This is a genomic window from Kitasatospora sp. UYEF31, assembly GCF_057291755.1.
In genome coordinates this window covers 27,186-41,218 of the sequence record NZ_JBXAWK010000023.1, presented here as the reverse complement: position 1 = coordinate 41,218, position 14,033 = coordinate 27,186, and the positions used below count along the sequence as shown (strand labels likewise).

Here is a 14,033-nt window from a genome sequence, read left to right as displayed (position 1 = left end):
CAGGAAATTTCCATAATTCGACGGTGGTTTCCCCGCTGCGCAAAGCACCGCGCCACCGGGACGGAACCGACGCGATCGACGCGGCGCTGCCGGTGGACACCCGCCCTGATCCGCCCCCGCCGCCCGACGTCCTCCTCGACCGCGTGCACGGCGGCTGGCTCGGCCGGCACACGACCGCGCCGGAGTCCCTGGACCGCAGCATCTTCACCCTGCGCATGGTCGAGACGTACGGCATCGGCTTCACACCCGCGGACGCGGCCGCGGCCTGGCTCCGGATGATGCCGCTGCTGCACGGCGACGCCGCAGACTCCGCGGCGTACACGAACCTCGGTGAAGGACTCCTGCCGCCGGACACCGCCGAACCCCGGTGGGCCGACTCGGACGGCGCGATGCGCCGCGCCGACCTGTACGGCTTCTTCGCCCCCGGCGATCCGCGCCGGGCCGCGCGGCTCGCCCGCAAGGACGCCGCGGTGACCCACAGCGGCGAGGGCCTGTACGCGGCGATGTGGACGGCCGCACTGTTCTCCGTCGCGTTCACGGCCTACGACGCCGAGCAGGCTGTCGGCCTGTCGCTGCGTCACCTGCCGCCGACCTGTCAGGTCGCCGAGACCGTCCGGGCCGTCATCGTCGACCGTGTGCGGGGGACAGGGCTGCCGGAGGCCACCGGAACACGGGGTACCGCGGTCCGGTCGGCCGGTTCGCTCGCCGCCGCGTTCCTGTGGAGCGAAGGCGACTGGGAGCAGTGCGTGGAACTCGCGGCACCGGAGAGCGCCGCGCTGGCCGGTGCGCTGGCCGGGGTACGGAGCGGCGCGGAGCGCTTCGCCCCACAGTCCGGGCCGGTCGCCACGGCGGTCCCGGAGGCGGGGGACTGCCGGGTGATCGACCTGGCGGCGCGCACGTGCGTGCTGGCGGTGTGAGCGGCGGTGTGAGCGGCGGGGTGTCCCCGGCGGATTGAGGGCACCCCGCCGCCGTCAGATCCGCGCCGCGTGCTCCTGCACCCGCACCACCGCGTCCGCGATCCGCAGCACCTCAACCTCCGTCATATGCGACCAAAGCGGCACCGTCAGCACCCGCTCGGCCAGGTCGTCGGTCACCGGCAGCGGCCGGAACGGCAGGTGAGCGTACGCCTTCTGACGGTGCACCGGCGGATGGAAGTAGCGCCGGGTGTCGATGCCTTCGGCCTTGAGCGCCTCGGCAAGCCGCACCGTGCCGAGGCCGAAGAGTGTCGGATCGACGATCAGTGTCAGGTCCTTCCACGTGGAAGTGTCCCGCGTGTCGAGTCGCGGCAGCCGTACGCCGGGAAGTCCCCTGACCCGCCCGGCGAACGCCCCCACCATCGCCGTCCGGTGCGCCACCCGTTCCTTCAGTCCCCGCAGTGAGACCAGCGCGACGGCGGCGTGCAGCTCGGACATCCGCGCGTTCAACCCCGGGAACAGGCAGTCGTAGTCGCCCGGATTGCCGTAACCGCGACCGATCCGCACGGCCTCCGCGAGGCCCTCGTCGCGCGTCGCGACGATGCCGCCCTCGCCGGCCACGACCACCTTCGTCGGGCTCATGCTGAAGACTTCGGCACTCCCGAAACCGCCGACGGGACGGCCCCGGTACGTCGAACCCAGACCGTGCGCGGCGTCGTAGAGCAGCGGGACCCCGGCCTCGTCGGCGACCTGCTGCAACTCGTCGGCCCGGCAGGGCGTTCCGTACACATGGGTCGCCATCATCGCCGTCGCGCCCGACTCCGCGACCGCGCGGGCCGCGTCCACCGGGTCGAGTGTCAGAGCGTCCGGCTCCACATCGGCGAATACGGGTGTGCCGCCGTTCCAGTGCGCCGCGTGCGCGGTCGCCGAGAACGAGAACGACGGCATCACCACCGGCCCCCGCGTGCCCAGCGCCTGGAGCACCAGCATCAGGCCGCTCGTGCAGTTCGACACCGCCACGACGTACGGGACGTCGAGGACCACGGCGAGTTCGGCCTCCAGCTCCCGCACGGTGGCCCCGTCGGTCAGCTGCCCCGAGTCCAGGATCGCGTCCAGACGCTTCATCAGCTCAGGCCGGTCCGGTATCTGAACCCGCGTCAGTGGCAGACCCTCCGGAAACGCCGCTTCCCCACCCAACACCGCAGGCAGACTCATCTTTTCCCCCCAGATACCCGTGACGACGGAACCGGCGGCTGCCTGGAACCGGCCTTGCCCGCAGGGCCCTTGCGGTCCGCCCCGGGAGGCGGTGGCAGCGCGAAGAGCACCAGTACGAACGGGAACACCTGAACACGCTCACGCGTCAGGATCCCGAAGTTGTGGATGTTGGAGAACGCCATCGCGAACAACAGCACGTAGATGATCGAGAAGGCCACGTACGGTTGCTTGACCAGCAGTTTGGGAATCCGTCGCAGCCGCGACCAGGTCGCCACCACCATGCCGAGCAGCACCACGCCCTCCATCGACGCGATCAGCGCCTGGAGGTTGTGCGCCTCGAACGGGAACGGCCGGAAGACCACCGTCATCAGCGACTGCGGCAACTGGAACGGCGAAATGCTCGGCGCGGCGGCGTCGGCCACCACCGAACCGCCCTGCCCGGTCTGTGTCTGGGTCTTGGCGAGCACGGCGTTGGCCGAAGTCACACTGACGTCAGCGGTGTTGAAGAACTTCCCCACCTGTTTGAGCGCCACCACGCACCCCGCGCCGATGGCCACCGCGCCGACACCGGCCCGCAGCGGTCCGAGCGCGGAGACCTGGTCGGGTTTGCTCCGCAGCAGATAGGCCACCACCAGCGCGCCCATCGCGATGACCGTCACATGCGGGCGGACGAAGCCGGACCCCACCATGCCGAGCGCGAGCATCACGAACGCCCCGCGCCGCCGGGCCAGGAGCAGCGCGGCGCCGTAGGTCGTGATGCCGAGCGTGAACATCATCCAGGTGTCCTTGCCGATGCCCGAAGGCCAGAACAGCAGGGACGGCAGGAAGAAGACGAGGTACGCGTAGCGCTTCCGGTCGCCGTCCGGGAAGGCGATGGTGAAGGAGCGCCAGAAGAGGTACAGGCCCCAGAACCCCAGCCAGGAGTACACCAGGTAGCCGCCGAGCAGTGACTGCCCGGTGAAGGCGTACACGGTCCCGGTCAGGATCATGATGAAGCCGGTGCCGACCACCTTGCGCCCGATGTCCACGTCGAAGTCGCCGACCCGGAACTGGTCGGCCACGAAGCGGCCCACTTTGTCGTACAGGACGGCGTCGGCCTGCCCGTCGTACAGCACGAAGGACATCCAGTAGCGGGCGAACGAGCACAGCAGTTTGAGGATGACGGCGTAGATGACCAGGCGTTGCAGCCACGGTTCATCGTGGACCGTGAGGCGCTGGAGCAACGGCACGCTGATGGTCAGCAGTAGCGGGAACACGATCAGCGCGCCCCACATGTCGTACGCCTTGTGCTCCATCGACCACGCGAACGCACCCGTGTAACCCGTGACGATGATGATCGCGAGCGCCGACCCCCACGGGAGCCTGACGGCCACCTAGAAGACCTCCAGATCGCCGAGCGCGAGCTGCCACTCACTCAGGCGACCGGTCTCGTACGGGAGTTCCCGCAGCGCCCTGGTCACAAGACCCATCCCCAGGCCGGGCGCGGTCAGATACCCGGCCGTCGGGGCGGCCCGCTTCAGATTCGATCCGCAGGTCGGGTGGGTGGCGACATGGTCGCAGCCGGACAGCTCCTTCGAGGCGACGGCATTGAGGAGACGGCGCGCGGTCCGCCGGTCGCCCGGCCGGGTCAGCACTTGCGACAGGGTGAACTCGCGCAGCGGGCCGCGCATCCGCGGCCGGCCGAAGGCCACCCCGGCCAGGATGCCGTGCTCGTACGCGGCGACCACCCGGTAGTCAAGGCCGGGAGCCGCGCCGTACCGCCAGCCGAGGTAGGCGGGGGAGAGCTTGGTGTGCAGGCGTTCGGGGTGGTGCGCCGACTCCGCCGCCGCGACCAGCTCGGCGAGCCCGCGGTGCGCGGCGGGGTCGCCGAAGAACTGCCGGGCAGTGGGGAACCGGCACACGGCCGGTCCGGCTGACGGGTGCGCGTTCATGTCCCGCACCCCCCGGAGGAACCTGGCGGGGCGCAGGACCCGTACCGCGACCGGCACGTGACCTACCTCGTGCCAGCCCATCTTCAGATAGCCGGGCCTGCTGCTGCTGTTCGGCGTGTTGAACACGAAGTCGGCACCGAGGCTGCCGTCTCCGACGAGTTGCAGGGTCAGCTTCTTGAACAGGCCCCGGCCCTGTGCGTCGGGGTGCGTGGCGGTGTCCACCGCGCGGACCGCGCGCACGGTTTCGCTCCCGCGTTTGAACTCCCAGCGCAACAGTAGGCGTACGGCGACGATCCGGCCCGAGTCCGCGACCGCGACCAGGCCCGGACTCGGGCCGAACGGACTGTCCAGGTGCTTCCAGCTGAAGAAGTCGGAACTGCGGTCGCCGGTGGGGCCGCCGCCGAGGCTCGCGCCGAGCAGGTCCAGGAGCTGCGGCAGATCGTCCCCGGTGTACCCGCGGACGCGGTACCCGCCGGCGATGGGGTCCTCGCGTGGGGCGGTCATCCGGTCAGCACCCGTCCGTAGAGCAGTTCGATCCGGCGTTGGGCGTCCGCGACGTCGAACGCCCGGGCGCGTACGGCGGCGGCTTCGCCCAGCATCGTCCGCTGCGCGGGATCCACGGCGAGGCCGACCAGGACAGCGCCCAGGGCCTCGGGGTCGCCCGGTGGCACAAGCCGGCCGTCGACACCGTCGGTGACGATCTCCGGCATCCCGCCGACACGGGTGACCGCCGCCGGGAGCCCGGTGGCCATCGCCTCCATCAGCGAGACGGGCAGCCCCTCCTGACGGGAACTCAGACAGAAGACGTCGAACCCGGGCAGCAGCTCCGGGACGTCGGAGCGGGAACCCGCGAAGACCACGGACCCCGCCAGGTCGGGCTCGGCGGCGCGGGCGCGCAACCCGGCCTCGAGGGGTCCGGAGCCGATCATCACCAGCGTCGCGCCCGGAACGTACCGACGGAGTTTCGCGTGCGCGTCGAGCAGACAGGCCTGGTCCTTCTTCGGCGTGAAGTTGGCGACCGTGCCGACGACGAAGGCGTCCTGACCGAGGTCGAGCCGGGCGCGGGCCCGCGCCCTGGCCCCCGGGCCGGCGATGTGCGCACTCAGGTCGGGCCCGTGGTGGACCACTTCGACCGGGGCCTTGGCCCGCCGCGGGTCGATCGACTCGGCCACGGCCCGCGACACCGCGACGACACCGTCCACCCGTCCGTACGTCCACGTGTTGGCGATCCGGGTGGCGGCCCGGTAGCGGGGCCACAGGTTGTGCTCGGTGTGCACCATGGGGAGGCGCCGGGGCAGTAACAACCGGGCGGCCACGGCCGGGACGGGGGCGTGCGTGTGTATCAGGCCGTAGCCGCGCGGCCGGGCGAGACCGCGCAGCCGCAGCGGCCAGCGGCGGTCGAGGCCCGCGCCCTGTTTCCGCGAGCCCAGGCAGTGCACCGTCAAGCCCTGTTCGCGCAGCGCGGGTACAAGCGCGTCCTTCCAGGGCAGGACGTACGCGATCTCAACCTCGTAGCGCGAAGTGTCGATGTGCCGCGCGCAGTTCACCAGCAACTGCTCGGCACCGCCCCGACCCAGGCCCTTGGTCAGCCACAGCACCCGGACCCGGTCGCTCATGGCTGGTCCCCGCTGCCGGGCCGGGGGGAGGCCGCGGGGTACGGCGCGCCGTAGCCGTCCCCGGGGTGCCCGTCGTCGAACGGGCCCGGGGCCAGGCCGCGGCCCCCGTCGACGTCCTTCGCCCAACTGGGCGTGGCCCGCGAGGAGACGGCGACCGTGTCGTCGTCGAGGTCGTCCGGGTCGCTGATCCCGCCGGTGGGCAGCGGCCGGGGCTGGCCGAGGGGGGCGTCCACCGCCGTGCGGGGGGTCCCGGCGACCGGCCGTGCGCCCCAGCGGAAGGAACTGTTGCCACCGCCGCCGGTCTCCGTCGCACCCACGAGGGCGATCCCCGCCACGGGTACACCCGTACGACTGATCAGATCGGCGACCCGACCGGCCTGGTCGGGGGACAGGTTGCCGCTGCGGGCGACCACAAGCAGCGCGTCGGCGTGCTGCACCAGATCGTTGGTGTCGTTGGCGAACAGCAGCGGAGCCGAGTCGAGCAGCACGATGTCGCCGTGGTGCCGGGCCTGCGCGATGACCTCGCCGATGTGCAACAGCAGGGCCGCCGGGTAGGAGGTCGGCGCCCCGGCGGTGACCATCCGCACGTTCGGGACCGGCGTGGAGCGGATCACGTCCTCGAGGTTCATCGGACGCTCGGCGGTCAGCAGGTCGGACATGCCGGCACCAGGCTTCGCGTCGAGGTAGAGGTGCGTCTGCGGATTGCGGAAGTCGCAGTCCAGGACCAGCACACTGCGCCCGGCCTCGGCGAGTGCGGCGGCCAGGTTCGTGACGGTCGACGTGCGCCCGTCCTGCTGGCGGGCCGACATCACCAGCACGACCGGAGCCGGGTTGTCGTAACCACGCTGCTGCGGGACGGCCGCCGGCCTGCGCGGACCCGGGCCGGGCCGGTCACCGCCCAGCCGGAAGGCCAGACCGGGCGGCCCGGACAGCATCAGGGCCGACCGCAGGGCCCGGTAGGCCTCGGCGACGGGGGAGTCCGGGCGCGCGGCCACCAGCACCGCGTGCCCCTTGCGGTGGCGGCGTGGGGCCGGTGGGATCTCCGCCAGGACCGGGAACCCGAAAGCCTCTTCGACCTGCGGCCGGGTGCGCAGCCGGGTGTCCATCCGGTCCAGCATCAGCGCCGCGACCAGGCCGAGCGCGAGCCCGAGTGCCCCCGCCAGCGCCAGGCGCAGCGGACGCGAGGACGGCGCGAGGATGCTGCCCTTGGCGTCCGGGATGCTCTTCGGACCCTCCAGGACCTGCATGCCCGGGTCGTTCAGCGCGGTCGACAGTTGCGCGTACTGGATCTGCAGGGGCTTGAACACGGAGAGCTTGGCGTCCAACTGCGCCTGGAGTGCGGTGGACTTCTTGCCGCCCGCCGAGGCGGACTGCACCTGACTGTCCAACTGTGCGATCTCCTGGTTCAGCTGGTCGAGCTGGGGTTTCATCGTGTCGGCCGACGCCTGGTTGGCCTTGCGCTGGGTCTCGGCGAACACCTTCACCGTCGTCTCGGCCCAGACCTGCGCGCGCTTCTCAGCCTCGGCCTGCGACCCGCCCTTGGCGGTGACCGTCAGCATGCCCAGTTCGTTGTTCGCCCCGGCGGTGACCTGACCGGCGAGCAGGGCGGGGTCGGCGTTCAGCTTCACCGCGGACTGCTTGGCGACTTCGCCGCCGTCCGCGATGATCTGCACGCGGATCAGACTGAAGTCCTTCGGCGTGTTCGGGGAAGCACCCAGGCGGACACTGCTGGACCAGCCCCGCCCCGCGCCCTTGGGATCGGAAGGCGTCAGCACCATCCCGGCCACCAGCCCCACGAACAGGCAGGCCAGGACGAGACGCCAGCGCCGTTGCAGGACGGCGAGGTAGCTCGAGGAATCCAACGGTTGCTCCCCCTAGTGCTGTGTTCAGCGTCCAACGCAGTGCTTCGCCGCCGGATTCCGCACCGGGTGCGCATCGGGCACCGTGCAGTTGGCCAGGACAACGCACCCCCCTGGCGTGCTGATCCCGGCCTGCCTGATCCTTCGTGCACATTCCTGCGAGCTGATCGTCATGCCTACCGCGCGACCCCGCAACCGCTTTGGCGGAATCCGCAGGTGGTTCCCGGTTTCGAAGCCTAGGTGAAGCACCGTCAGAGGAGAGGCCCTACGTGTGGGGAAGCTGTGAAGGTTCGGCACACGTGAGCGCACGGGCTACTGGCAGGACTCTGCTCAGTGTCCGGCGACCGCGCGTGCGTAGAAGGCGATCATCCGGTCGGTCACCTCGGTGATCGTGTACGTGGAGAGGAAGCGCCCACGGGCTTTCTCCGCCAGGGCCAGCGCGGTCACCCGGTCGGTCAGCGCCCGCACGATGGCCGCGGCCAGCGCGCCCGGGTCCCCCGGGGGCACCAGCGCGACGTCACCCACCGTCTCCCGGACGGGCGGCAGGTCGCTGGCCACGACCGGCACACCCACACCCATCGCCTCGATCAGCACACTGCCCAGGCCTTCCCAGCGGGACGGCAGCACGAACACATCGGCGGCACCCATCAGTTCGGGCACGTCCGCGCGGGCGCCGAGGAACCGCACCCCGGTGTTGTCCATGGCCTGGAGTTTTGTCGTCTGCGCCCCCGCCCGCCCCGCCACCACCAGCTCGACCTGCGGGACCCGGGTGTGGACCTGCGCAAAAGCCTCCAGGAGGACGTCGATGCCCTTCTGGTACTCCTGCCGGGCCGCGCACACCACCAGGCGTGTGTCGTCGGCGACGCCGAGTGTGGCGCGCGTCTTGGCCCGCTGCGCGCCGGCCTGGGCCAGCCGCAGCGGATCCCGGCCCCGGGGGATCACGTCGATTTTCGTACGGGGGACCCGCAGGCGTTCCGCCATCGAGTCCGCGACGTGCTCGGTCAACGCGTGGAAGCGGGTGACCCGGCGCGCGGTGAGCGCGTCGAGGGTCTGCGCGCCGCGCACCTTCCAGGACTTCAGCCCCGGGTCGTTCACATGCTCGGGGCCGTAACTCGCGTTGACCAGGCTCGACACGACCGGGGTGTCTCCAGCGGCCAGCCGCCCGGCGATGTCGGCCTCGAACAGGCTCGTGTGCACGAGATCGGGGCGGCGTTCCCCGATCAGGCTCCGCAGGGCGCTGATCCGGGCTGGTCTGGACGGGCGGTGCACGCCGAACAGGGTGGCCCCGGCCGCGTCCAGCTCCTCCTGGAGCCCGTCACGGTCCGTCAGATAGGCGATGTCGAGACTGATCCCGGCGCGGGTGAGGTGCGGGGCCATGGCGGCCAGGGCCTGCTCCGCACCTCCGTTGCGGGCCAGACTGTCGATCACTTGAAGTACACGCACGCTGCGGATCCCCCCACTCGCGGATGACGGCGTGAGTATGGCAGCGGGGGTCTGGGCAGCGGGGTGGAACGGGTGGATTTCGACACCGGGAAGGTTGTTCGGAATCTTGCGCTGACCCCGTTCACGCGGGTTCCCAGGTCCGTAGCGGTTCGAACTGGATCACACGCCTGCCCTGCCAGAACACGAGGCTGAGGTCCGCGGACGGTTGCGAGTCCGGAACCTGCTTGATCACGTGCCCTCTGCTTCCGGCACCCGCGAGTGGGGGGAAGTTGATCAAGAGGCTGCGCCAACCCCGACCGCCCCGATCACCCCCGAACGGCCTCCCCCCACCCCCTAGATCCCGTAGGTTCGGTGTCCGAGGCGGACTCGGGTGTGCTGGACGGGGGTTTGGGCCGATGTCGGTGTCAGTGCTGCACGTGGTCACCGACCCCCGGAAGCGGGGGGCCCAGGCGTTCGCGTACGACCTGCACCGGGAACTGCTCCAGCGCGGGCACAACTCCGACATCGTGGCGCTCGCCGGTGAGGGTCCCCTCGACATCCCGGCACTCGGTTCGGCGCGGCTGAACATCCGTACGCTCCGGGCCTTGCGGCTCAGAGCGCAGGACAAAGAAGTAGTCGTCGCCCACGGGTCCACCACACTCCCCGCCTGCGGGCTCGCGCTGCAGAAGACGACACCGTTCATCTACGTCAACATCGGCGACCCCCGGCACTGGACCGGCACCCGGCTGAGCCGGGCCCGGACAGGCGCGATGATGCGCCGGGCCGCGGCGGTCGCGCCCGTGTCCCCGCAGGCCGTCGACATCCTGACCGAACGCTTCGGGCTCGATCCGGAGAAGATCCACCCCATCCCCAACGGGCGCTGTACGGAGGAGTTCTCGCCGCCCACCGAGGCCGAACGCACCCAGGCCCGCAACGACCGGGGCATCCCGCCGCACGCCCGCGCGGTGCTCGGCATCGGAGCGCTGAGCAGCGAGAAACGCTGGGACCTCGCGGTCGACGCGTTCGCCGCCAGCCGCGCGGACCTGTTCCTCATCGCCGGTGACGGACCGCTGAAAGAGCAGATCCAGGAACAGGCGGAGCGCAGCGCCCCAGGCCGGATCCGGCTGCTCGGCGCGGTGGAGAAGCCCCTGTCGCTCTACCACGCCGCCGACGTCGTCATCCTGGCGAGCGACAGCGAGGGTGTCCCCGGCGTCCTGGTCGAAGCCGCGCTGTGCGGCGTCCCGGCCGTGGCCACCGACGTCGGATTCGTCCGCGACGTGGTCCGCGACGGGGAGTCGGGGATCCTCGTCCCACCCGGTGACGTACGGGCGTTGACGGACGCGCTCGACACCGTCACCGACAGCAGGTTCCTGCTCGGTGTCCAGGCCCTGCGGCACGCCAGGGGGCGGTTCGCGATGGCCGGAGTGGTCACGGCCTGGGAGGAACTCCTCGGTCAGGTCGTCCGCGGAGCACGCTGAGGAACCGGGAACCACCAGGTGGTTCAGCAAAATCCAGCCGGGGCAAACCAATCGACCGGCACGGGCCCCCGGCGTGTGCCAAGGTGGGCTGCGGACACCGTGGGGGTGCGGCTGCGGGCTGCGACAAAGACCGGGCCGAGCGGACTGCAGTTGGGGGAATTACTGTGGGGGATCGTGTCGAGGACGTCATGGACGGGGTGGGTTCCACTTACACCCCCGTCAACGGGACGAACCTGGACCATGTGCCGAACGCGCGGCCGCCTGCGGGGCGTCATGCCCGCAGACCGGTGCCCGTCCCGGACGGCCCGCCGCCGGAGCTGCGCTTCAGACGGCGCGCCAACCTGGTCCGCTACGTCCGCGCCCTGTGGCGGGCCCGCGAGCTCGTGCGCACGCTCGCCGAACGCGACCTGCGGGCGCGCTACAAGCAGGCCATGCTCGGTTTCGCCTGGGCCGTCATCACCCCGCTGATGCTGATGCTGGTCTTCACCGTGATCTACCAACGGGTCAGCACCCAGAAGGACTTGGGCCTGCCCGACGGCGTTCCGTACGCACTCTTCTCCTATCTCGGTCTGCTGCCGTGGACCTTCTTCATGACCTCGGTGACCCAGGGCGCCAACGCGCTGGTCTCCAACACGTCACTGCTCAACAAGGTCTACTGCCCGCGTGAGGTCTTCCCGATCGCCGTGGTGATGGTCGCGGGCGTCGACATGGTGATCGCGTCCGGTGTGCTGCTGGTCCTGTTCACGGTGCTCACCACCGCGCCGGCCGCGACCTTCTGGGTCTTCCCGTTGTTCCTGCTGATCCAGCTCGCGGTCACCCTGGGCGTGGTGTTCTTCCTGTCGGCTGTCGTCGTGTACTTCCGCGACATCCGGCACATGCTGCCGCTCATCATGCAGATGGGCATCTTCGCCACCCCGGTCGCGTACGGGCTCAACAAGATCACCCACGACTGGCTGCTGCTGTACGTCGGCCTCAACCCGCTCGCCGCGGTCATCGACGGCTACCGGCGCACCATCCTGTACGGGCAGATGCCCGACTGGCACGTCACCGGGGTCGCGGGTGCGTCGGCGCTGCTGATCCTGACCGGTGGCTACCTGTTCTTCAAGAAGCTCGAACCGGGGATCGCCGATGTCGCCTGACGCTCTCGAAACAGCGCGGACCAGCCAGGACACCGCAGTGCGGACCAAGGGCGCGCTGCCCCCCGGCAGCCTCCAGGTCGACCACCTCTGGAAGCGCTTCCGGGCCGACTCCACCCGCATGCTGCTGCGCGACAACCTCGGCCGGATCGCGCGCAAGGTCACCCGCAAGGACTCCGCGGACTACCGCTGGGTGCTCCGGGACATCAACCTGTCTATCAAGCCCGGTGAGGCCGTCGGCCTCATCGGCTCGAACGGGTCCGGCAAGTCGACGCTCCTCAAGCTCCTCACCCGGGTGATGTACCCGTACGCCGGGAACATCGAAGTCACCGGCCGCGTGGGTGCGCTCATCGAGGTGCGGGCCGGTATCCACCCGGACCTGACGGGGCGTGAGAACGCCTATCTGTACGGTTCGCTCCTCGGTTTGAAGCGCACCGAAGTCGCCGCCCGCTTCGACGACATCGTCGAGTTCGCCGAGCTCGACACCGCCATCGACCGGCAGGTGAAGTTCTACTCCTCCGGCATGCAGATGCGCCTCGGCTTCGCGGTCGCGGCCTTCCTCAACCCGGACGTCCTCCTGGTCGACGAGGTCCTGGCCGTCGGCGACGCGGTCTTCCAGCAGAAGTGCCTCGACCGCATGCGGATCGTCCTCGAACAGGGCACGACCCTCGTGCTCGTGTCCCACGACCTGGCCTCCGTCGAGTCCGTGTGCACCCGCGGGGTGTGGCTCGACCAGGGGATCATCAAGGTCGACAGCGACATCCGGGACGTGCTGCGGCACTACCGCGACAGCGTCGAGGAGGAGACCGGGCTGCGGCAGGCGACCAACGAACAGGTGCGCCTGGAATCGTGCGACGTGCGCGGCCCCGACGGGCGCGGCACGTCCACCAACCACCCGGTGACCATCTCGATGACCGCACTGTCGGGCGTCTCCCGCAAGGCGGTCCTGCACATCGGTGTCACCGAGGGCACCGCCAGCCCGGTGTTCACCCTGCGGCGCGACGTCCACCTGGACGCCTCCGGCACTCCGGTCGTCTGCACGATCGACCGGCTGCCGCTGCCCCGCGGGCGCTACACGCTGTTCGTCGGGGCGTACGACGAGCACGGGCACCCGTTGATGGCCTGGGCGCCCGCCACCCAGTTTGACGTGCACGGACCCGACCTCGACCATCCACCGCGCGCGGTCGTCCTGGCCGCGCCCGTCTACGTCGAACACCGGTGGGGGTAGACCGTGCGCATCCTCGTGTGCCCGCACGACATGCAGCTCGGCGGAAGCACCATCAACGCCCTCGACCTGGCCCGCGCGGTGCGCGACCGGGGCCACGAGGTATGGGTGCTGGGCCGTCCCGGTCCGCTGCGACAGCGGGTCGGTGAACTGGGTCTGGGCTACGTCGACGGGCCGGAGCGGCTTCCGGTGCGTCCGGCTCCGGCGGCCGTGCGGGCGATCCGCAGGGCGGTCGGGGACCTGCGGATCGACATCGTCCACACGTACGAGTACTGGACCTGTCTCGAAGGGTTCTACGGCACGCTCGGCACCAACGCCGCACTCGTGTCGACGGTGATGTCGATGGGGGACCTGCCGGGGTACTTCCCGCGCCGGGGAGTCGCCGTCACCGTCGGGTACGGCGGCCTGGCGGTCACCGAAGCCGACCGCCGCAGCCCCGTCCACCTGCTCGAACCACCCGTCGACACAACGGTGGACGACCCCGCGGTGGTCGACACGACCGTTTTCGCCGCAACGTACGGCCTCACCGACCCGGCCCCCACCGTCGTGATCGTCTCCCGCCTCGCCCGCGCGATGAAGCAGGAGTCCGTCGAACGCACCATCGACGCGGTGGCGGCACTCGCCCCGGACATCCCCGGAATCCGCGCTGTGGTCGTCGGCGGCGGCAGCGCGCAGGACGACGTCCGCACCCGCGCCGCCAAGGTCAACGCCGACCTCGGCCGGAAGGCGGTGACACTCACGGGTGCCCTCACCGACCCCCGGCCCGCCTACGCGTTCGCCGATGTCGTCACCGGCATGGGCAGCTCAGTCCTGCGGGGAATGGCGTACGGGAAACCCGCCGTCGTCGTCGGCGAACGCGGGTTCAGCTGCGAAGTCACCCCGGCCACGCTCCCCGTGTTCGACCGGAACGGCTTCCACGGCGTCGGCGACGGCATCCCGGACCCCGATCCGCTGCCCGCGCAACTGCGGCCGTTCCTCACCGACGAGGGGTTCCGGACGATGACCGGCGACTGGTCGTACCGCCTCGTCCAGGACCGGTTCGCGCTGACGCTGCTCGCCGGGCACCTGGCCGGATGGTACGAACAGGCGCTGCGCGACAGGCCCGGAACGCTGGAGGCGGCCGGGGTCACCGGACGCCTCATCGCCTACAAGTCAGGCCAGGCCGGACTCCGCGCCCGGCTCTCCCGGCTGGTGCGCCGATGACCCGGCCGGGTGCGGGGCGGCCCGGCCCGCTGCC

The 14,033-nt window shown here is 70.8% G+C and carries 11 protein-coding genes; 5 read left to right on the top strand and 6 right to left on the bottom strand.

Annotated features, from left to right (window positions below; all coding sequences use genetic code 11):
• Positions 1-23: 23 nt before the first annotated feature.
• Complete coding sequence (locus AC0Z36_RS14020) at positions 24-917, top strand: ADP-ribosylglycohydrolase family protein (RefSeq protein ID WP_485463173.1); 894 nt, start codon at positions 24-26, stop codon at positions 915-917.
• Between the two features lie 54 nt (positions 918-971).
• Here AC0Z36_RS14020 and AC0Z36_RS14015 read toward each other — a convergent pair whose 3' ends face one another.
• The 6 genes from AC0Z36_RS14015 to AC0Z36_RS13990 all read right to left on the bottom strand — a co-directional run bounded on the left by AC0Z36_RS14015 (position 972) and on the right by AC0Z36_RS13990 (position 8,978).
• Complete coding sequence (locus AC0Z36_RS14015; protein WP_485463172.1) at positions 972-2,039, bottom strand: DegT/DnrJ/EryC1/StrS family aminotransferase; 1,068 nt, start codon at positions 2,037-2,039, stop codon at positions 972-974.
• Between the two features lie 86 nt (positions 2,040-2,125).
• The gene (locus tag AC0Z36_RS14010; RefSeq protein ID WP_485463171.1) at positions 2,126-3,502 is read right to left on the bottom strand and encodes a hypothetical protein; all 1,377 of its coding nucleotides are present in this window, start codon (positions 3,500-3,502) and stop codon (positions 2,126-2,128) included.
• The gene (locus AC0Z36_RS14005) at positions 3,503-4,564 is read right to left on the bottom strand and encodes a GNAT family N-acetyltransferase (protein ID WP_485463170.1); all 1,062 of its coding nucleotides are present in this window, start codon (positions 4,562-4,564) and stop codon (positions 3,503-3,505) included.
• Complete coding sequence (locus AC0Z36_RS14000) at positions 4,561-5,676, bottom strand: glycosyltransferase (RefSeq protein ID WP_485463169.1); 1,116 nt, start codon at positions 5,674-5,676, stop codon at positions 4,561-4,563. The genes AC0Z36_RS14005 and AC0Z36_RS14000 overlap by 4 nt, the downstream gene beginning before the upstream one ends.
• Entirely contained in the window at positions 5,673-7,538 is a 1,866-nt protein-coding gene (locus tag AC0Z36_RS13995; protein ID WP_485463168.1) for an AAA family ATPase, read from the bottom strand. The genes AC0Z36_RS14000 and AC0Z36_RS13995 overlap by 4 nt, the downstream gene beginning before the upstream one ends.
• A 327-nt stretch (positions 7,539-7,865) precedes the next feature.
• A complete protein-coding gene (locus AC0Z36_RS13990) occupies positions 7,866-8,978 on the bottom strand; it encodes a glycosyltransferase (RefSeq protein ID WP_485463167.1) in 1,113 nt (370 codons plus the stop codon).
• 395 nt (positions 8,979-9,373) lie between these two features.
• Here AC0Z36_RS13990 and AC0Z36_RS13985 point away from each other — a divergent pair, with 395 nt between their 5' ends.
• The 4 genes from AC0Z36_RS13985 to AC0Z36_RS13970 all read left to right on the top strand — a co-directional run bounded on the left by AC0Z36_RS13985 (position 9,374) and on the right by AC0Z36_RS13970 (position 13,999).
• Complete coding sequence (locus tag AC0Z36_RS13985) at positions 9,374-10,435, top strand: glycosyltransferase family 4 protein (RefSeq protein ID WP_485463166.1); 1,062 nt, start codon at positions 9,374-9,376, stop codon at positions 10,433-10,435.
• A gap of 164 nt (positions 10,436-10,599) precedes the next feature.
• A complete protein-coding gene (locus AC0Z36_RS13980; RefSeq protein WP_485463165.1) occupies positions 10,600-11,574 on the top strand; it encodes an ABC transporter permease in 975 nt (324 codons plus the stop codon).
• Positions 11,564-12,799: an ABC transporter ATP-binding protein gene (locus AC0Z36_RS13975; protein ID WP_485463164.1), complete on the top strand. Its 1,236-nt coding sequence runs from the start codon at positions 11,564-11,566 to the stop codon at positions 12,797-12,799. Before AC0Z36_RS13980 ends, AC0Z36_RS13975 begins: the two co-directional genes overlap by 11 nt.
• Before the next feature lie 3 nt (positions 12,800-12,802).
• On the top strand, positions 12,803-13,999 hold the full coding sequence (locus tag AC0Z36_RS13970) for a glycosyltransferase family 4 protein (RefSeq protein WP_485463163.1): 1,197 nt from the start codon (positions 12,803-12,805) through the stop codon (positions 13,997-13,999).
• Positions 14,000-14,033 lie beyond the last annotated feature (34 nt).

Bases quoted from the DNA above. Each gene is read 5' to 3' on its own strand.
- AC0Z36_RS14015 (WP_485463172.1), bottom strand. From the start codon at position 2,039: ATGAAGCGTCTGGACGCGATCCTGGACTCGGGGCAGCTGACCGACGGG.
- AC0Z36_RS14005 (WP_485463170.1), bottom strand. From the start codon at position 4,564: ATGACCGCCCCACGCGAGGACCCCATCGCCGGCGGGTACCGCGTCCGC.
- AC0Z36_RS13975 (WP_485463164.1), top strand. From the start codon at position 11,564: ATGTCGCCTGACGCTCTCGAAACAGCGCGGACCAGCCAGGACACCGCA.
- AC0Z36_RS13985 (WP_485463166.1), top strand. From the start codon at position 9,374: ATGTCGGTGTCAGTGCTGCACGTGGTCACCGACCCCCGGAAGCGGGGG.
- AC0Z36_RS14000 (WP_485463169.1), bottom strand. From the start codon at position 5,676: ATGAGCGACCGGGTCCGGGTGCTGTGGCTGACCAAGGGCCTGGGTCGG.